At 66.9% G+C, this 16,588-nt stretch carries 19 protein-coding genes; 13 read left to right on the top strand and 6 right to left on the bottom strand.

Annotated elements, in window-relative coordinates:
• Position 1: 1 nt before the first annotated feature.
• From DBZ45_RS22470 to DBZ45_RS22530, 13 genes are all read left to right on the top strand, one after another.
• Positions 2 to 244: an RNA-binding protein gene (locus DBZ45_RS22470; protein WP_076802241.1), complete on the top strand. Its 243-nt coding sequence runs from the start codon at positions 2 to 4 to the stop codon at positions 242 to 244.
• 137 nt (positions 245 to 381) lie between these two features.
• A complete protein-coding gene (gene rimM, locus DBZ45_RS22475; protein WP_111905992.1) occupies positions 382 to 987 on the top strand; it encodes a ribosome maturation factor RimM in 606 nt (201 codons plus the stop codon).
• Positions 988 to 1,782: a tRNA (guanosine(37)-N1)-methyltransferase TrmD gene (gene trmD, locus DBZ45_RS22480; protein ID WP_111905993.1), complete on the top strand. Its 795-nt coding sequence runs from the start codon at positions 988 to 990 to the stop codon at positions 1,780 to 1,782.
• A 267-nt stretch (positions 1,783 to 2,049) separates the two neighbouring features.
• Entirely contained in the window at positions 2,050 to 2,409 is a 360-nt protein-coding gene (gene rplS, locus DBZ45_RS22485; protein WP_111905994.1) for a 50S ribosomal protein L19, read from the top strand.
• An 83-nt stretch (positions 2,410 to 2,492) separates the two neighbouring features.
• Positions 2,493 to 3,173, top strand: coding sequence for a signal peptidase I (gene lepB, locus DBZ45_RS22490; RefSeq protein ID WP_111905995.1), 681 nt, complete (start codon positions 2,493 to 2,495; stop codon positions 3,171 to 3,173).
• A complete protein-coding gene (lepB, locus tag DBZ45_RS22495) occupies positions 3,174 to 4,004 on the top strand; it encodes a signal peptidase I (RefSeq protein WP_111905996.1) in 831 nt (276 codons plus the stop codon).
• Positions 4,005 to 4,006: 2 nt separating this feature from the next.
• Positions 4,007 to 4,678 carry a ribonuclease HII gene (locus DBZ45_RS22500; protein WP_111905997.1) on the top strand — a complete coding sequence of 224 codons (672 nt, stop codon included), beginning with the start codon at positions 4,007 to 4,009 and terminating at the stop codon, positions 4,676 to 4,678.
• Positions 4,679 to 4,739: 61 nt separating this feature from the next.
• Positions 4,740 to 5,066 carry a DUF2469 domain-containing protein gene (locus tag DBZ45_RS22505; protein WP_003806068.1) on the top strand — a complete coding sequence of 109 codons (327 nt, stop codon included), beginning with the start codon at positions 4,740 to 4,742 and terminating at the stop codon, positions 5,064 to 5,066.
• Between the two features lie 179 nt (positions 5,067 to 5,245).
• On the top strand, positions 5,246 to 5,602 hold the full coding sequence (locus DBZ45_RS22510; RefSeq protein WP_111905998.1) for a YraN family protein: 357 nt from the start codon (positions 5,246 to 5,248) through the stop codon (positions 5,600 to 5,602).
• Positions 5,602 to 7,146 (top strand): YifB family Mg chelatase-like AAA ATPase, encoded by a 1,545-nt coding sequence (locus DBZ45_RS22515; protein WP_111905999.1) that lies wholly within the window; start codon positions 5,602 to 5,604, stop codon positions 7,144 to 7,146. The genes DBZ45_RS22510 and DBZ45_RS22515 overlap by 1 nt, the downstream gene beginning before the upstream one ends.
• Positions 7,147 to 7,157: 11 nt before the next feature.
• On the top strand, positions 7,158 to 8,342 hold the full coding sequence (gene dprA, locus DBZ45_RS22520; protein WP_111906000.1) for a DNA-processing protein DprA: 1,185 nt from the start codon (positions 7,158 to 7,160) through the stop codon (positions 8,340 to 8,342).
• A 101-nt stretch (positions 8,343 to 8,443) separates the two neighbouring features.
• A complete protein-coding gene (locus tag DBZ45_RS22525; protein ID WP_111906001.1) occupies positions 8,444 to 9,370 on the top strand; it encodes a tyrosine recombinase XerC in 927 nt (308 codons plus the stop codon).
• 254 nt (positions 9,371 to 9,624) lie between these two features.
• Positions 9,625 to 10,128, top strand: coding sequence for a DUF3145 domain-containing protein (locus DBZ45_RS22530; protein ID WP_003806074.1), 504 nt, complete (start codon positions 9,625 to 9,627; stop codon positions 10,126 to 10,128).
• A gap of 123 nt (positions 10,129 to 10,251) precedes the next feature.
• Here DBZ45_RS22530 and fabF read toward each other — a convergent pair whose 3' ends face one another.
• The 6 genes from fabF to DBZ45_RS22560 all read right to left on the bottom strand — a co-directional run.
• A complete protein-coding gene (fabF, locus tag DBZ45_RS22535; protein WP_111906002.1) occupies positions 10,252 to 11,487 on the bottom strand; it encodes a beta-ketoacyl-ACP synthase II in 1,236 nt (411 codons plus the stop codon).
• A gap of 210 nt (positions 11,488 to 11,697) precedes the next feature.
• Complete coding sequence (locus DBZ45_RS22540; RefSeq protein ID WP_076802402.1) at positions 11,698 to 11,943, bottom strand: acyl carrier protein; 246 nt, start codon at positions 11,941 to 11,943, stop codon at positions 11,698 to 11,700.
• A gap of 81 nt (positions 11,944 to 12,024) precedes the next feature.
• A complete protein-coding gene (locus tag DBZ45_RS22545) occupies positions 12,025 to 13,086 on the bottom strand; it encodes a beta-ketoacyl-ACP synthase III (RefSeq protein ID WP_102972178.1) in 1,062 nt (353 codons plus the stop codon).
• A complete protein-coding gene (locus tag DBZ45_RS22550) occupies positions 13,083 to 14,012 on the bottom strand; it encodes an ACP S-malonyltransferase (RefSeq protein WP_190243228.1) in 930 nt (309 codons plus the stop codon). The genes DBZ45_RS22545 and DBZ45_RS22550 overlap by 4 nt, the downstream gene beginning before the upstream one ends.
• A gap of 88 nt (positions 14,013 to 14,100) precedes the next feature.
• Entirely contained in the window at positions 14,101 to 15,345 is a 1,245-nt protein-coding gene (locus DBZ45_RS22555) for a PucR family transcriptional regulator (protein ID WP_111906004.1), read from the bottom strand.
• 217 nt (positions 15,346 to 15,562) lie between these two features.
• Positions 15,563 to 16,588 (bottom strand): transketolase-like TK C-terminal-containing protein (locus tag DBZ45_RS22560; RefSeq protein ID WP_440130548.1); only part of this gene is annotated, 1,026 nt, incomplete at its 5' end.

A 16,588-nucleotide genomic window follows, 5' to 3' on the forward strand; every position in this document is an offset into this window, starting at 1 on the left:
GTTGCTGGCAGAAGCGCTCGAACACCTTGTCCGCGGCATTGTCGACTCCCCTGAGGATGTCAAAGTCAGTGCCAAGAACAACCGCCGCGGGGATACCCTCGAGGTGCGCGTTCACCAGGAAGACCTGGGACGGGTAATCGGACGCCAGGGCCGCACCGCGCGTGCACTGCGCACGGTCGTGGCGGCGCTGGCAGATGGCGAGCAGGTCAGGGTCGACGTCGTCGACACCGACCGCCGCCGGTAACGCGCCTGCAACACTTGCCTTAACGTCCGGCCCCTCCACCAGTAACGGTGGAGGGGCCGGACTGCTTTGGGCCCTGAACGTCCTCAGGACGCCCGCAAAAGTCGTACATCAACACGCAGCTCAAAACAGAGGAACACATGCAGCTTCAGGTGGCCCGTATCGGCAAGCCCCACGGAATCCGCGGCGAGGTGACAGTCCAGGTGCTCACCGACGCGCCCGAGGACCGGTTCGTCCCCGGCACTGAGTTTGTGGTGGAACCCGCCTCAGCCGGGCCGCTCACCCTGCGCAGTGCCCGCTGGAACAAGGACATCCTCCTGCTCGGTTTTGACGAGGTGGCCGACCGGAACCGCGCCGAGACCCTGCGCGGCGCCAAGCTGTTCATCGAGACCGAAGAACTCGACGAGGACGACGACGAGGGTTGGTACGAACACGAGCTCGTGGGCCTCGAGGCCCGCGTCGGTTCCCAGGCGGTGGGTAAAGTCACGGCCCTGAACACCATGCCGGTGCAGGACCTGCTCGTCATCGAATCGGCCGATGGCAAGGAAATCCTCATCCCGTTCGTGGAACAGATCGTCCCCGAGGTGAACGTCGGGGAGGGCTACGTCCTGCTCACCCCGCCTGCGGGCCTGTTCGAGGTCAACGAGGAGAGCGCGGAGGACCCGGAGACCAGGGGCTCGGACTCCGCGGAGGACTCCGATGGGGACCTCGTCGGGGAGGACGCTGAGCCGGAGGCCAAAGCGTAGATGAGAATCGACGTCGTCAGTATCTTCCCCGAGTACCTCGCACCGCTGGAACTGTCGCTCATCGGCAAGGCCCGCCAGGACGGGCTGCTGGACCTGAACGTGCACGACCTCCGCGCCTTCACCACCGACCGCCACCGCACCGTGGACGACACCCCGTACGGCGGCGGAGCCGGCATGGTGATGAAGGCCGAGCCGTGGGCGCAGGCGCTTGAATCCGTGGCCGCTGTCCGTCCGGCCGGTGCAGCCAAGCCCGTCCTGATCGTCCCGTCGCCGGCGGGGGAGCGCTTCAACCAGGCGCTGGCGTACGAGCTTGCCGAGGAGGAGCAGCTCGTGTTCGCCTGTGGGCGGTACGAGGGCATTGACGAGCGCGTCATCGAATGGGCCGAGGAGCACTTCACGGTCCGCCCGGTCAGCCTCGGCGACTACGTCCTCAACGGCGGCGAAGTGGCTGTACTGGCCATGGTGGAAGCGATCGGCCGGCTGCTCCCCGGCGTGGTGGGAAACCCCGAATCGCTCGTTGAAGAGTCGCATTCGGACGGCCTGCTCGAGTACCCGGTCTACACCAAGCCGTCGGTCTGGCGCGACCGGGAGGTCCCGGCCGTCCTGCTCAGCGGCAACCACGGCAAGATCGCGCAGTGGCGCCGGCACGAGCAGTACCGCAGGACGGCTGAACGCCGTCCTGACCTGCTGCAGACGTTCGACGCCGGCACCCTGCCCCGTGCGGACCGCACCGCTCTCGCGGACCTGGGGTACGACGTCGTCGACGGTCACCTCAGGCCCCGGCCGGGAGCCTAGGCTGCGCCTGTTGACCGGGCAACGTCCCGTACGGCACGCACCGTCCCGGAATTAACCAATTCGTTCCATATGGGGCATAATTAATCCTTGTGTCTGCTGGGTCCGCGCCTGCCACAGGGGGAGCGTAACCAACAGCAAGACACCCCGGTACTGCCAAAGGGTGGCGGGACCGGACCTCAACACTTCGGCAGCGATTCCCGGAAATATCCGGGCTTGGCCGCCGTGACCCAAAGTGGATGACCTGTGGCGTTCACCAGGAGTGGATCAATGCATATCCTCGATTCCGTAGATGCAGCCTCGCTGCGCACTGACGTTCCCGAGTTCCGCGCGGGTGACACCCTCAAGGTTCACGTGAACATCATCGAAGGCAAGAACTCCCGTGTCCAGGTATTCCAGGGCTTCGTCCTGGGCCGCCAGGGCGACGGCATTCGCGAGACCTTCACCGTCCGCAAGGTTTCCTTCGGTGTCGGCGTTGAGCGTACCTTCCCGGTGCACTCCCCGATCATCGAAAAGATCGAGGTTGTCACCAAGGGTGACGTCCGCCGCGCCAAGCTTTACTACATGCGTGCACTGCGCGGTAAGGCTGCGAAGATCAAGGAAAAGCGCGACTTCAGCACCGCCAAGTAAGTCCAACGGACTTCACGGCGGGTCCCCGACCCGTGTCCGGCCAGCGCCGGAGCCATCCGCAACAGCGCCACAGGATACGGATCATGGACCAGACAAAACGCCAGCCAGGGAAACCGGGCTGGCGTTTTGTGTTGCTGGCAGTGCTGGCTGCCGTCCTGGTCAGCGGGCTGATCCGCTCCCTGTGGCTGGACGTCTATTACATTCCGTCCGCCTCAATGGAGCCGCTGTTCGGCACGGGTGACCGGATACTGGTGTCCCGCACAGCCTTCCAGTCGGAACCGATCCGCCGCGGCGACATCGTCGTTTTCGACGGCCGGGGCTCGTTCGCCCCGCTGAACAGCGGGGCGGGTCCGCTGCAGGAAGCGGCGGCCGCGGCGGGACACTGGCTGGGACTGTCCGGCAGTGATACTACATACGTAAAGCGGGTCATCGGGCTTCCCGGCGACCACGTAGTCTGCTGCGGCTCCGGCAAACGCCTCACAGTCAACGGTCAGCCGCTCGTGGAACCCTACCTCTATGACGGTGATGCAGCGAGCACCCAGAAGTTCGACGTGACTGTTCCCGAGGGCCGGCTGTGGCTGCTCGGGGACCACCGGTCGGTGTCCGCGGACTCCCGCAGCCTGCTGGGGGCGCCGGGCGGCGGCATGGTGCGGTCGGACAGGGTGATCGGCAGGCCAGTACAGATTCTCTGGCCGCTTGATAGATTTGCGTCGGTGGCGCGGCCGCCGTCGGCGGCCATAACAACAACAAAGGACGGACAGTAGATGCCGGAAATCGATCCCGGGAGCTCCGAACCGCAGCAGACTTCTGCGGGGCCGGGACGGCATGCCGCCCACGAGCCTGTTTCGGAAGTGCCCGCTCCCGGCGGATCCGAACCCGGGTCACCTGCCCCTGCCGGCGCCCGGCGCCAGGAAAAGGGCAGTCCCCGCAACCCCTTCCTGCTGTGGCTGAAGGAAATCGCCACGGTGGTGGTGATCGCCGTCGTGCTTTCCTTCCTCATCAAAACCTTCCTGTTCCGGGCCTTCTACATCCCGTCCGAGTCGATGGTGAACACGCTGGACATCAACGACCGCATCTTCGTGAACCTCCTCGTGCCTGAGCCGTTCGCCCTCGAGCGCGGAGACGTTGTTGTCTTCAAGGACACCAAGGGCTGGCTGCCGCCCACACCGCAAAAGGCCGACGGGCCGTTCAGCGCTGTTGAGGACGGGCTGACCTTCGTTGGCCTGCTACCGGACAACTCCGAGCAGCACCTGGTCAAGCGGGTCATCGGGCTGCCTGGGGACCACGTCATCTGTTGTGACGCCGGCGGAAAGATCACCGTCAATGGCGCCGGGCTGGACGAAGCGTACGTCAATCCGGCCGAAGTTCCCGCAGTGCGCACCTTCGACGTCGTGGTACCGCAGGGCAAAGTCTGGGTGATGGGGGACAACCGCAACCACTCTGCGGACTCCCGTGCCCACACCGACACCAACGGAGGCTTCGTGGATATCGCCGACATCGAAGGCAAGGCAGCGGTCATCGCCTGGCCGATGAACCGCTGGGCGGCACTGAACAACTATCCCGATGTCTTCAAGAATGTGCCGTCGGCAGGTTAGCCATGTCCGTTGCACCCACCCTTGATTACGAAAAGCGCTTCCTGCCCCGCGGGGCGCGGTTCCTGGCCGGCGTCGACGAAGTAGGCCGCGGCGCCCTCGCGGGGCCGGTGAGCGTGGGAATTGCCGTCGTGGACCTGCAGCACATGGAACTTCTCGCCGACGTCCGGGACAGCAAACTCCTCAAGGCGACGGACCGCGAACGCCTGGACCCGCTGGTGCGGGCCTGGAGCGTCGCCTCCGCCGTCGGACATGCCACTGCGCGCGAAATCGATGACCTCGGCATCATGGGCGCCCTCCGCGCCGCCGGAAACAGGGCCTGGTTCGAGATCCTCGGCTCCGGCATCACGCCCGACGTCGTCCTGCTGGACGGCAGCCACAACTGGCTCTCACCCGCCGTCCAGCCCTCGCTGTTCGACGAAGTCGTCACCGACCCTGGCTGTGACGCGCCCGTCCACACCCTGGTCAAGGCGGACATGCAGTGCCTCAGCGTCGCCGCAGCGAGTGTCCTGGCCAAGGTCGAGCGCGACCAGCACATGCGGGACCTGCACCTTGAGTATCCGGGCTTCGGCTGGGACGTCAACAAGGGCTACGCCACCGCGGCCCATCGGGAAGCCATCCGCACCCACGGCCCGAGCCCCTACCACCGGGTCAGCTGGAACCTGCTGTCCGAGTAGCGAACCTGCCCTCCGGGCAGCGCGGTGCGCGGGTTCCCGCCGCATGGTGCAAGATGGAACCATGAGTGCCGAAGACCTTGAGAACTATGAGACCGACATGGAGCTCCAGCTCTACCGTGAGTACCGGGACGTCGTGGGTCTGTTCAGCTATGTGGTCGAGACCGAGCGGCGCTTCTACCTCGCCAACCACGTGGACCTGCAGGCCCGCAGCGCCGACGGCGAGGTGTACTTCGACCTCACGCTCCAGGACGCCTGGGTCTGGGACGTCTACCGTTCGGCGCGGTTTGTGAAGAGTGTCCGGGTCATCACGTTCAAGGACGTCAACGTCGAGGAACTGCCGCGCAACGAGGAACTCGCGCTGCCCAAGGACGTCGACCTCGGCAACTGAGGTTTTTGACCCTCCCGGGTCTCCCCGGGGCACTGCCTGAGGGCACTGTTCCTCCACAGCCGGTGGTTCTCCGGCATCCCCGCCGCCTTTCCCCGGGATCCCCGCGACCTTTCCCACATAGCGTGACCGTGCCCTGTTCCGCGTGATTCCGCCCCCGCAGTCTTGATGCGGAGGTGGATATGAAAGCCAAGGATCTGCTGGGCCGGCGCGGGGAAGAGCTCGCGGCGGAGTACCTGGAATCGCTGGGGATGCTAATCCTGGAGCGCAACTGGCGCTGCCCGGACGGCGAAATCGACATCGTCGCACTGGACGGCGATGCCCTTGTCATTGCCGAGGTGAAGACGCGGCGTTCGCTCGCCTACGGTCACCCGTTTGAAGCAGTGGGCGCAGTCAAGCTCGCCCGGCTGCACCGACTGGGTTCGGCCTGGTGCCGCGACCATGGACTGCGGTTGCCGCTGCGCCGGGTGGACGTCATTGCCGTGCTGGACGACGGCGTCGGCAAACCCACCGTTGAGCACCTCAGGGAGGTGCTGTGATGGCGCTGGGGAGAGCCTATTCGGTGGCCCTTGTCGGACTGAACGGCTACGTCGTGGAGGTCGAGGCCGACATTGGCCAGACGCTGCCGGCCTTTGTGCTCCTCGGACTGCCGGACGCTTCCCTCAACGAAGCCCGTGACCGCATCCGCTCGGCGGCGCAGAACTCCGGTATTCCGCTGAGCCGGCGAAAGATCACCGCCAACCTCATTCCGGCTTCCCTGCCCAAACGCGGTTCCGGCTTCGACCTTGCCATTGCGATGTCGGTGCTGCGTGCCGCGGAGGACATCAGGCCCACCGGGCGCACCGTCTTCATCGCCGAGCTGGGACTGGACGGACGCCTCAGGCCTGTCCGCGGAATACTGCCTGCCGTGATGTCCGCAGTGCAGGCCGGGTTCCATGACATTGTGGTGGCCCAGGCGAACGCAGCCGAGGCCGAACTCGTCCCGGGTGCCAGGGTCCGCGGCTACCGGACCCTGGCGCGGCTGGTGTTCGATTTTGGTGCTGACCCGCAGGAACTTGTCCTCGACTTCGCACTGGAGGATGAACCCGCCGGGAGCGAGCCTGTGTCCGTGGATGCGCCTGTCCCGGACATGTGTGACGTGTCCGGCCAGGCAGAGGCGCGGCGCGCCCTCGAGGTAGCCGCCGCCGGTGCCCACCACCTGCTGCTGACCGGCCCGCCCGGCGCCGGCAAGACCATGCTGGCCGAGCGGCTTCCCGGGCTTCTGCCCGATTTGCGTGACACGGAGGCGATGGAGGTGACAGCGATCCATTCCCTGTGCCAGCTCCCCTCAGCCGGAATGCAGCTGGTCCGGCGGCCGCCCTTCGAGAATCCCCACCACTCGGCCACGGCCGCGGCGATCATCGGCGGCGGATCGGGGCTCCCGCGCCCCGGCGCGGCGTCGCGGGCGCACCGCGGAATCCTGTTCCTGGACGAGGCGCCCGAATACGAACGCAGGGTCCTCGATGCACTCAGGCAGCCCCTTGAGAGCGGCGAGCTGGTCATCCACCGCTCGGCCGGAGCAGCGGCCTACCCCGCGCGGTTCCAGCTGGTCCTGGCAGCCAATCCGTGCCCGTGCGGCAAGGCCTCGGGGAAGGGCATCGAATGCACCTGCACCCCCTTCATGCGGCGCCGCTACATGTCGCGCATGTCGGGGCCGCTCCTGGACCGTGTGGACATCCAGCTGCAGGTGGACCGTGTGTCGCTGGCGGACTTTGGCCAGTCCGGGGGAGCGGAGGACAGCGCAACGGTCGGTGCCCGCGTCCTGGCTGCGCGGGCAGGCCAGCTGCAGCGGCTTCAGCCCTGGGGCATGGAAACCAACTCCCAGGTGCCCGGACGCATCCTGCGTGGCGAGCTGAGACTGGCAACTGCCACAACCCGGATCCTGGACCATGCATTGGAACGGGGGGTCCTCACGGCCAGGGGCTATGACCGTGTCCTGCGCCTCGCCTGGACTTTGGCGGACCTCGCTGGCCGGGAGCAGCCGGACGGGAACGACATCGGACAGGCCTTGAGCCTCCGCCAGACCGCCTCAGCGGCGGCATGAAAGGAACGCACATGCAGAACGAGAGACTTGCCCGTGCCGCGCTGTCCAGGCTGATGGAGCCGCAGGACGCAGCGGGCCTGGCCCTGGTGCACGTTGCCGGAGCAGAGGATGCCCTGAGGATAGCCACCGGCCAGGTCAGCTACGGACCGGGGCTGGAACAGGACATTACAGGGCTGCTGGCAGAGCACAGTTCGGTGAATTCTTGGGCCGGCCTCGGTGCCGCGCTGAAACGCTGGGCACCGAGAATTCCCGACCTCGCCCCGGAGCGCGACCTGGCCACCATGCAGCGCCTGGGCGGCCGGATGATCATTCCGGCGGACAGTCTGTGGCCGCGCCAACTGTACGACCTTGGCCTGCACCAGCCGATCTGCCTGTGGTGGCGGGGCGTCGAGCTCGAACTTCCCCCGGCAGCCAAGGCGGTGGCCTTGGTGGGCTCTCGGGACAGTACCAGCTACGGCGCGTCAGTCACCGGTGACCTTGCCTACTCGCTGGCGCAGCGGGGCTTTACAGTGGTGTCCGGCGGCGCGTACGGAATTGATGCCCACGCGCACCGGGCAGCACTGGCAGGGGGCTCCGATGCGATGCCGACCATCGCCGTCATGGCGGGCGGCGTGGACCGCTTCTATCCCTCCGGCAACGAGGATCTCTTGCGTGCTGTAGCCAACCAGGGCGCCGTGCTCGCCGAAGTTCCACCCGGCTCCGCACCCACCCGCTACCGGTTCCTTCAACGGAACAGGCTGATCGCTGCCCTCGCGTCCGTCACGGTTGTGGTGGAGGCCAGGTGGCGGTCCGGTGCCCTGAACACCGCCCATCACGCGGAAACCCTGGGCCGTGCGGTCGGAGCTGTCCCCGGATCTGTCCACAGCGCGAACTCGGCCGGCTGTCACCGGCTCATGCGGGAGGGCGGCGCTGTCTGTGTCACTGATGCCGGGGAGATCGCCGAGCTTGCGTCTCCCAGCGGCCAATCCCTGCCTGATGAGAAGAGTGGGCAGTCCGCCGATCACGACGGCCTGACGCTCGAGGACCTCATCCTGCTGGACGCGCTCCCGCTGCGGGCCGCCAGCTCCGTCGAAAAACTCTGCAGTGTTGCCGGACTGGGCGCCGAATCGGTGCGCGCGGGCCTTGGCAGGCTGGCACTGCTGGGACTGGCCGCATCCGAGAAGGGAGGCTGGAAGCGCACCAAGCAGTCAACGTAGCGCCTGCCGCCTGGCGACGTCCCCCACGCCGGGCGGCCGTGCCGTCACATGATTAGCGTGCCGTTCCTCCATTCTGTGCCAAATGCTGGGACAGTGGGGGAGTGGAACACCAGGAACTGCCCGCCGCCCTCGCCAAGGCCGTCACGGGTTTCGGACGGTACCTGACGGGTGAGCGGGCCCGGTCCGAACACACGGTGCGCGCGTACCTGTCGGACGTCTCCAGCCTGCTGGGCTATGCGGCCAGCGAAGGAGTCTCAGATCCCGCGGGGCTTGAGCTGGGAACCCTGCGGCGCTGGCTGGGCAGCCAGAGCGAGGCGGGCGCGTCACGTTCCACCCTTGCCCGCCGCGCCGCCACGGCGCGGACCTTCACCGCCTGGGCGCTGCGGGAAGAACTCATCGAAACCGATCCTGCCCTGCGCCTGCAGGCCCCCAAACGCGACGGCGCACTGCCGGGCGTGCTGCAGCAGCAACAGCTCTCCCGCCTGCTGGCCGACCTCAGCGAAGCGTCGAAAGACGGTGATCCCATGGCCCTGCGCAACCGGGCCATGGTCGAGCTGCTCTACGCCACCGGTGTCCGCGTCGGCGAGCTGGCCGGTCTGGACGTCGATGACCTCGACCCGGACCGCAGAACCCTCCGTGTGCTCGGCAAAGGCAACAAGGAACGGACGGTGCCGTATGGGCTCCCCGCTGCGCTCGCCGTCGACGACTGGCTGCGCCGCGGGCGGGGGAAGCTCGCAGCCCCGGACAGCGGCCCGGCCCTGTTCCTCGGGATGCGGGGCCGCCGCGTGGACCAGCGCCAGGTCCGGAGCCTGGTGAAGGGACTGTTCGACGCACTGGGCGATACCTCCGCCACTGGGCCGCACGCCTTGCGGCACACCGCCGCCACGCATCTGCTCGACGGCGGAGCCGACCTTCGGGCAGTCCAGGAGATCCTTGGTCACAGCAGCCTCGCCACCACCCAGATCTACACCCACGTGTCGGTGGACCGGCTGCGGAAGAGCTATCAGCAGGCCCACCCGCGCGCCTAGCCCCTTTCTCCGGCGCGTCTTCTACACCACGCCGAATTGCACTGGCGTAATTTGGCGCTGTGCGGCACAATAAGATCCAAGCTCGGCAACTTTCAAGTTGTGCTTGAAGCACCGTCTCCAGGCGCCGCTTGTCAGCCCGGCAGTTAATTTCATAGATTGGCAGGAATCACCGGCACCACGCGGCGCCCGAAGCAGCAAGTATCCCGTCCATGCAGGTCGTTGGGGAAGACGTACCTACAGCTATGGAGGATGGAATGTCTGTTGCAATGACCCGCGGTGTGCTGTTTATTCACTCGGCCCCTACCGCACTGTGCCCTCACGTTGAGTGGGCCATCGGATCCGTCGTGGACAAGCGAACGGACCTTGAATGGACCCCTCAGCCCGCCGCGCCCGGCATGTTCCGCTCGGAGTTGTCCTGGACTGGCGCGCAGGGGACAGGTGCGCAACTCGCGTCTGCCCTCCGGGGCTGGGCACATCTGCGCTTCGAGGTTACCGAAGAACCGAGCCAGGGCGTGGACGGTGGTCGCTGGTCCCACACACCTGAGCTCGGCATTTTCCATGCCGTGACCGATGTGCACGGCAACATCATGGTGTCCGAGGACCGGATCCGCTACGCCTACGAGGCCGGGGCCGGCGACCCCTCCGCCGTCTATCATGAGCTGTCGCTTGCCCTCGGCGAGGCGTGGGACGAGGAGCTGGAACCCTTCAGGCACGCCGCCGAAGGCGCGCCGGTGCGCTGGCTGCACCAGGTCGGCTGACGCGCGGCAGCCCGGCTAAAGACTGCAGACCGGCTGACGCACCAGCCGCAGCCATTCCCCCATAGCACCGAAGAAGCCCCCGCCAACCGGCGGGGGCTTCTTCAGCGTTCAATCAGGGTCACATCACACGCTGCGGATGGCAACGACGGCGTTGTGCCCGCCGAAGCCGAACGAGTTGCTGAGCGCCACGATGTCGCCGGCCGGCAGGGCGCGGGCGGAAGTCACGACGTCGAGAGGGATCTCCGGGTCCTGGTTCTCGAGGTTGATCGTGACAGGGGCCTTGCGTTCGTGCACCGCCAGAACGGTGAGGACGGCCTCGACGGCGCCGGAGGCACCGAGCAGGTGGCCCATCTGGGACTTGGTGGCCGAGACGGCGACGTTCTCGACGTGGTTGCCGAGCGCTGCCTTCAGGGCCGTGTACTCCGGCTTGTCACCGACAGGCGTCGACGTCGCGTGGGCGTTGACGTGGACCACGTCCTCCGCCTGGATGCGGCCGTCGAACATGGCTGCCTTGAGCGCGCGGGTGGCGCCCAGGCCCTGGGGATCCGGTGCGGTGATGTGGTAGGCGTCGGCGGTCACGGACGTGCCGGCCAGCTCGCCGTAAATCCGTGCGCCGCGGGCGAGGGCATGCTCCTCGGCTTCCAGCACCAGCGCGCCGGCGCCTTCGCCCATGACGAAGCCGTCACGGTCAAGGTCGTAGGGACGTGAGGCGCGCTCGGGGTCGTCGTTGCGGCGGGAAAGTGCCTGCATCGAGGAGAACGCTGCCAGCGGCATCGGGTGGATGGCGGCTTCGGCGCCACCGCACATGACGACGTCGGCCTTGCCGGAGCGGATCAGGTCCAGTCCGAGGTGCATGGCTTCCGTACCGGATGCGCAGGCGGAGACAGGGGTGTGAGCACCGGCGCGGGCGCCCAGATCCAGGCTGACAGCGGCGGCCACGCCGTTGGGCATAAGCATCGGAACCGTCATGGGAAGGACGCGGCGGGGGCCCTTCTCCTTCAGCGTGTCCCACGCATCCAGGAGCGTCCAGACGCCGCCGATGCCAGTGGCGAACGCGACAGCCAGGCGGTCGGGGTCGATTTCGGTGATGCCCGAGTCGGCCCACGCCTCGCGGGCGGCGATGACGCCGAACTGCGTTGACGGGTCCATGCGCTTGGCTTCAACGCGGGACAGGACTTCAAGGGCGGGAGTGGTGCACCGGGCAGCGAAGTGGACCGGCAGTTCGTACTTGGCAACCCACTCATCCTCAAGGGTGCGGGCTCCGGAAACCCCCTTCAGCGCGTTCTGCCACATCGTGGGTACGTCGCCGCCGATGGGCGTGGTGGCACCCAGACCTGTAATGACTACTTTGCGTGTCATGGGATCACTCTCTGTCGGTGCGCCTGCCGTGTCCTGTGCTGCTGGCCGGAGGCCGGAGTGGGTGGCGTGCGGGGAAATCTGCAAAAAATTTAGGGGTTGTGCATCGGCTGGCCGGTCCGGAAAACGTTAGCGTCCGGTCCGGCCAGCCGGGTTCAGCCAGTGAAGGCTGGAGCCTGTAGGGGCTGACGCCCCTGACGGCGGGTGTCCTACTTACGCCTGGGCGCTGGAGATGAAGTCCACGGCGTCGCCGACGGTCTTGAGGTTCTTGACCTCTTCATCGGGGATGCGGACGCCGAACTTCTCTTCAGCGTTGACCACGATGGTCATCATGGAGATGGAGTCAATGTCCAGGTCCTCGGTGAAGGACTTGTCCAGCTCGACAGCCTCGGGGGCCAGGCCGGTCTCTTCGTTGACGATTTCAGCCAGTCCGGCCAGGATTTCTTCGTTGCTAGCCATTGATGGCTCCTTTTCTTGTTATTGCCGGCAGGGGATGCCGGAAATGGGCAAACCGCGGTTGCGGCTTGGTTATCGGAATTGTTACGGAAGGACAATTACCTGGGCGCCGAAGACCAGTCCGGCGCCGAAGCCAATCTGCAGGGCCAGTCCGCCGCTCAGGGCGGGGTTTTCCTGGAGCAGGCGGTGCGTGGCCAGAGGGATCGATGCCGCCGAGGTGTTGCCGGCGTCGGCGATGTCCCGCGCCACGGTAACGGTCTCGGGCAGCTTAAGCTTCTTGACCATCTCATCGATGATCCGCATGTTCGCCTGGTGCGGAATGAAGGCCACCAGGTCCTCGGCCTGGACGCCGGCGGCTTCCAGCGCCTGCTGGGCAACCTTGGCCATCTCCCAGACCGCCCAGCGGAACACCGTCTGGCCGTCCTGGCGGAGTGTCGGGTAGAGCTCCTGCGCCTCTTCGAGGAGCGCGAGGTCACCGGTGGAGTCGGAGCGGCGTGCCGCCATGCCAAGGTCGCGGACGTCCAGCATGGAGCGGGTCATGCCGATGGCATCCCACTTGCTGCCGTCTGATCCCCACACCGAGGGAGCGATGCCGGGGGTGTCCGACGGGCCGATGACAACGGCGCCGGCGCCGTCGCCCAGCAGGAACGAGATGGTGCGTTCGCGGTTGTCGATGACGTCGGAAAGCTTCTCCGCGCCCACAACGAGGACATAGTTGGCGGCCCCCGAACGGACCAGCGCATCGCCCTGAGCTATGCCGTAGCAGTAGCCGGCGCAGGCAGCGGAGATGTCGAAGGCAGGGGCAGGCGTGGCGCCGAGCCGGTCGGCGAGGCTCGCGGCGGCCGACGGCGTGGCGTACGGGTGGGTCACCGTGGAGACGATGACGGCGCCGAGCTGGGATGCCTCGATCCCTGCCTTCTGCATGGCCTCACGGGCGGCGCCCTCGGCCATGTCGATCACGCTGACGTCGGCGGGAGCACGGTGGCGGGTGACGATGCCGGTACGCTGGCGAATCCACTCGTCGGAGGAATCGATCCACTGGCACACATCCTCGTTGGTGACCAGGACGTCGGGGCGGTACGCGCCGATGCCCAGGATCCGGGTGTGCTCGTTGACCGGGGTCTGCTTCAGTACCGGCGTGCTCATGCCTGTCCTTCCAGTTCTGCGAAGAGTGCAAGGGCCGCGGACAGGTCGTCCGGCGTTTTGACAGCGACAGTCTTGACGCCCGGCATGCCCCGCTTGGCCAGTCCGGCCAGGGTACCCGCCGGTGCGAGTTCAATGACTCCGGTGACTCCGCGGTTCACGAGGGTCTCCATGCACAGGTCCCAGCGGACCGGCCGCGAGACCTGGGCGATCAGGCTGTCGACGGCGGCGTTGCCCGCGGTGACCTCCTGGCCGTCGAAGTTGGACAGCAGCGGCACGGCAGGTGCCTGCGGCTGGAGTTCCGGCCGGAGCGCCTCGAGGGCGCTCACCGCGGGAGCCATGTGTGAGGTGTGGAATGCGCCGGCGACCTTCAGCGGAATCACGCGCGCCTTGGCCGGCGGATTCTCGGCGAGGGCCTTGAGCTGTTCGAAGGTGCCCGCGGCGACGGTCTGGCCCGCACCATTGACGTTTGCGGGCGTTGCGCCGGCGGCTTCAATGGCGGCGAGGACCTCGGCGGGGTCGCCACCCACCACGGCGCTCATGCCGGTGGGTGTGACGGCAGCGGCCGCGGCCATGCTGTTGGCGCGTTCGCGCACAAACGTCATGGCTTCCTTTTCGGTGAGCACGCCGGCCAGCGCGGACGCCGTGATCTCGCCCACCGAGTGCCCGGCCAGGATGACCGGCAGGGTGTTGAGTTCGACGTCGAACAGCGACTTGGCGGCCACCAGCCCGGCCGCGACGATGAGCGGCTGCGCAACGGCGGTGTCCTTGATGGTTTCCTCGTCAGAGGTGGTCCCGTGCGCAGTGAGGTCGATACCTGCAATTTCGCTCAGGGAGGCCAGATGGCCTGCTACGGAAGGCAGTTCCAGCCACGGGGCCAGGAAACCGGGGGTCTGTGAGCCCTGTCCAGGGCAGACGATTGCAAGCACGTATCCAGCTTTCCAAATTACCGGGTGATTCATTGGTGTTTCCGTACACCAACCTCACGGGGTCAGATTGTAGGAAGTCTACAACGGTTCAGTTCGTGTTCCGCACGGCAACACGCTCGACGGCGGGCTTGGGGGGAGTGGAAAGCCGCCCCACCACAAGGGCCGCCTGCAGCACGAAAGCTTCCCGGGGGAGCAGCGGATCCCAGCCTGTCACGTCACAAACACGCTTGAGCCGGTACCGCACGGTGTTGGCGTGGACGAAGAGTTCCCGCGCTGTCGCCTCGAGTGAATGTCCCAGCTCCAGGTAGGTGCCGAGCGTCTCCACCAGCCCGTTCGACGCCGCTAGGAGCGGCCGGTAGATGTTCTTTACCAGCGACCGCCGGGCGGCATCGTCCCCGGAGATCACCCTTTCCGGCAGGAGATCGTCGGCAGCCACCGGGCGCGGGGCGGCGGGCCACGCCCGCGCGGCGGTGAGCCCGGCGAAGGCGGACTGCGCGGAGCCGCTGGCTTCCAGCAGGGAGCTGGCCTCCGCTCCGTAAACTACCGGGCCGGGCGCGAACATCTCGCTGAGCTTCACATAGGCGGTCTCCCGGTCGTGCACGCCGCCCAGGATCAGGATGAGGCGGTCGCCCTGGATGCCCACGAGGGCATCCTCCGCATACCGGCCGGCCATGCGGCGCAATTCGCTCACGTAGCTGGCGCTGGGTTCCGACGGAGAGTTCCCCACCATCACGGTGAAGCGTTCCTGCGCCTTCCAGCCGAGGGCGGCGATCCTGGAACGCAGCGCGTCGGTGTTTTCGCCGCGCAGGATGGCGTCCACGATCAGGGCTTCGAGCCGCGTGTCCCAGGATCCCCGGGATTCCGCGGCCCGGGCGTACACGTCGGCGGCGGCAAATGCCACTTCGCGGGAGTACCGGAGGACTGCTTCGCGCAGGGAGGGCTGGTCCGCTTCGGGAGCGATCACCGGAACCTGGTCCTCCACCACTTCCACGACGATCCGGATGAGCTGAAGCGCCTTCTGCAGGCTGATGGACCGGGTCAGTTCCGTGGGGGCTGTACCGAAAACGTCGGAAAGGATCCAGGACGGGGAACTGGGGCGCTCGTACCAGGTGACGAATGCGGCAATGCCGTTCTGCGCCACCAGTCCCAGCGCGGAGCGCTCGTCCGAACTGAGCCGGCTGTACCACGGCAGCGATTTTTCCAGCTGGCGCATGGTGGTCGTAGACAACTGGCCGACGCTGGCCCTGAGTTTTTTCAGGGTCTCCGTCTTCTCCGGAGTCATGGTCCGGGAGGACGGTTTGCGCGGTGCAGGGGCGGGGGACGGCTCGGGCATGTTTCGAGCATACGGTGCCTGCGGGACAAGCTCCATTTTGTGCAAAGGCTACAACTGCGGTTGCGCTGCGTCACAACCCCTTCGGCCTGTCAGGACGCACCCCAAACGACGACGGCGGCCCCCACCATTGGTGGGGACCGCCGTCGTACCTTTCAGCCTGGGGCCACGCCCGCAGGGTTCCCTGGCCGAGCTTGCGAGGCGAGGGTGCGGGTGGGGACTAGGACTCGCCTCCGGCGTTGCCCGTGGTGCCGGCGTTCACGTTGAGCAGGCGGTACTTCTCGATAGCCTGCGCCGGTGCCTGTCCGTCAACCTCACCCTTGGCTGCGAGCAGCTGGAGGGTCTTCACAACGACAGAGTGGATGTCGTTTTTGAAGAAGCGGCGGGCGGCGGCGCGGGTGTCGGAGAAGCCGAAGCCGTCGGCGCCGAGGGTGGCGAACTCGTTCGGGACGAATTGCCGGATCTGGTCCGGGACGGCCTTCATGTAGTCCGAGACGGCGACGACGGGGCCCTGGGCGCCTTCGAGCTGCTGGGTGACGAATGGCTGGCGGACGTCCTTGCCGGGGTTGAGGAAGGCTTTCTCTTCGGCGGCGAGGCCGTCGCGGCGCAGTTCGTTCCAGGAGGTGACGGACCAGACGTCGGCGGAGACGCCCCAGTCTTCGGCGAGGATCCGCTGGGCTTCGAGGGCCCAGGGGACGGAGACGCCGGAGGCGAGGATCTGGCTCTTGGGGCCTTCGGCGGTGGAGGCTGCGAGCTTGTAGATGCCCTTGAGGACACCTTCGACGTCGAGGTTCTCCGGTTCCGCGGGCTGGACGATCGGCTCGTTGTAGACGGTGATGTAGTACATCAAGTTTTTATCGGATGCAGTTCCGGTTCCTTGGCCGCTCGCGGCCTGACCGTACATGCGCTCGAGGCCGTCGCGGACGATGTGGCCCATTTCGTACCCGTAGGCGGGGTCGTAGGTGACCACTGCCGGGTTGGTGGAGGCCAGCAGCGGGGAGTGTCCGTCGGCGTGCTGGAGGCCTTCGCCGGTGAGGGTGGTCCGTCCTGCGGTGGCGCCGATGATGAAGCCGCGGGTCATCTGGTCGGCGGCGGCCCAGAAGGCGTCGCCGGTGCGCTGGAAGCCGAACATGGAGTAGAACACGTAGACCGGGACCAGGGGCACGCCGTGGGTGGCGTAGGCGGTGCCGGCGGCGGTGAAGGCTGCCACGGCGCCGGCTTCGTTGATGCCGGGGTGGATCAGCTG

It is taken from the genome of Arthrobacter globiformis, from assembly GCF_003261175.1.
GTDB classification, from domain to species: Bacteria; Actinomycetota; Actinomycetes; order Actinomycetales; family Micrococcaceae; genus Arthrobacter; species Arthrobacter globiformis_A.

Bases quoted from the DNA above. Each gene is read 5' to 3' on its own strand.
- DBZ45_RS22515 (WP_111905999.1), top strand. From the start codon at position 5,602: ATGGCGCTGGGGAGAGCCTATTCGGTGGCCCTTGTCGGACTGAACGGC.
- DBZ45_RS22540 (WP_076802402.1), bottom strand. From the start codon at position 11,943: ATGGCTAGCAACGAAGAAATCCTGGCCGGACTGGCTGAAATCGTCAAC.
- fabF (WP_111906002.1), bottom strand. From the start codon at position 11,487: ATGACACGCAAAGTAGTCATTACAGGTCTGGGTGCCACCACGCCCATC.
- DBZ45_RS22500 (WP_111905997.1), top strand. From the start codon at position 4,007: ATGTCCGTTGCACCCACCCTTGATTACGAAAAGCGCTTCCTGCCCCGC.
- dprA (WP_111906000.1), top strand. From the start codon at position 7,158: ATGCAGAACGAGAGACTTGCCCGTGCCGCGCTGTCCAGGCTGATGGAG.
- DBZ45_RS22510 (WP_111905998.1), top strand. From the start codon at position 5,246: ATGAAAGCCAAGGATCTGCTGGGCCGGCGCGGGGAAGAGCTCGCGGCG.
- DBZ45_RS22545 (WP_102972178.1), bottom strand. From the start codon at position 13,086: ATGAGCACGCCGGTACTGAAGCAGACCCCGGTCAACGAGCACACCCGG.
- DBZ45_RS22530 (WP_003806074.1), top strand. From the start codon at position 9,625: ATGTCTGTTGCAATGACCCGCGGTGTGCTGTTTATTCACTCGGCCCCT.
- lepB (WP_111905996.1), top strand. From the start codon at position 3,174: ATGCCGGAAATCGATCCCGGGAGCTCCGAACCGCAGCAGACTTCTGCG.
- lepB (WP_111905995.1), top strand. From the start codon at position 2,493: ATGGACCAGACAAAACGCCAGCCAGGGAAACCGGGCTGGCGTTTTGTG.
- DBZ45_RS22505 (WP_003806068.1), top strand. From the start codon at position 4,740: ATGAGTGCCGAAGACCTTGAGAACTATGAGACCGACATGGAGCTCCAG.
- trmD (WP_111905993.1), top strand. From the start codon at position 988: ATGAGAATCGACGTCGTCAGTATCTTCCCCGAGTACCTCGCACCGCTG.
- DBZ45_RS22555 (WP_111906004.1), bottom strand. From the start codon at position 15,345: ATGCCCGAGCCGTCCCCCGCCCCTGCACCGCGCAAACCGTCCTCCCGG.
- rplS (WP_111905994.1), top strand. From the start codon at position 2,050: ATGCATATCCTCGATTCCGTAGATGCAGCCTCGCTGCGCACTGACGTT.
- rimM (WP_111905992.1), top strand. From the start codon at position 382: ATGCAGCTTCAGGTGGCCCGTATCGGCAAGCCCCACGGAATCCGCGGC.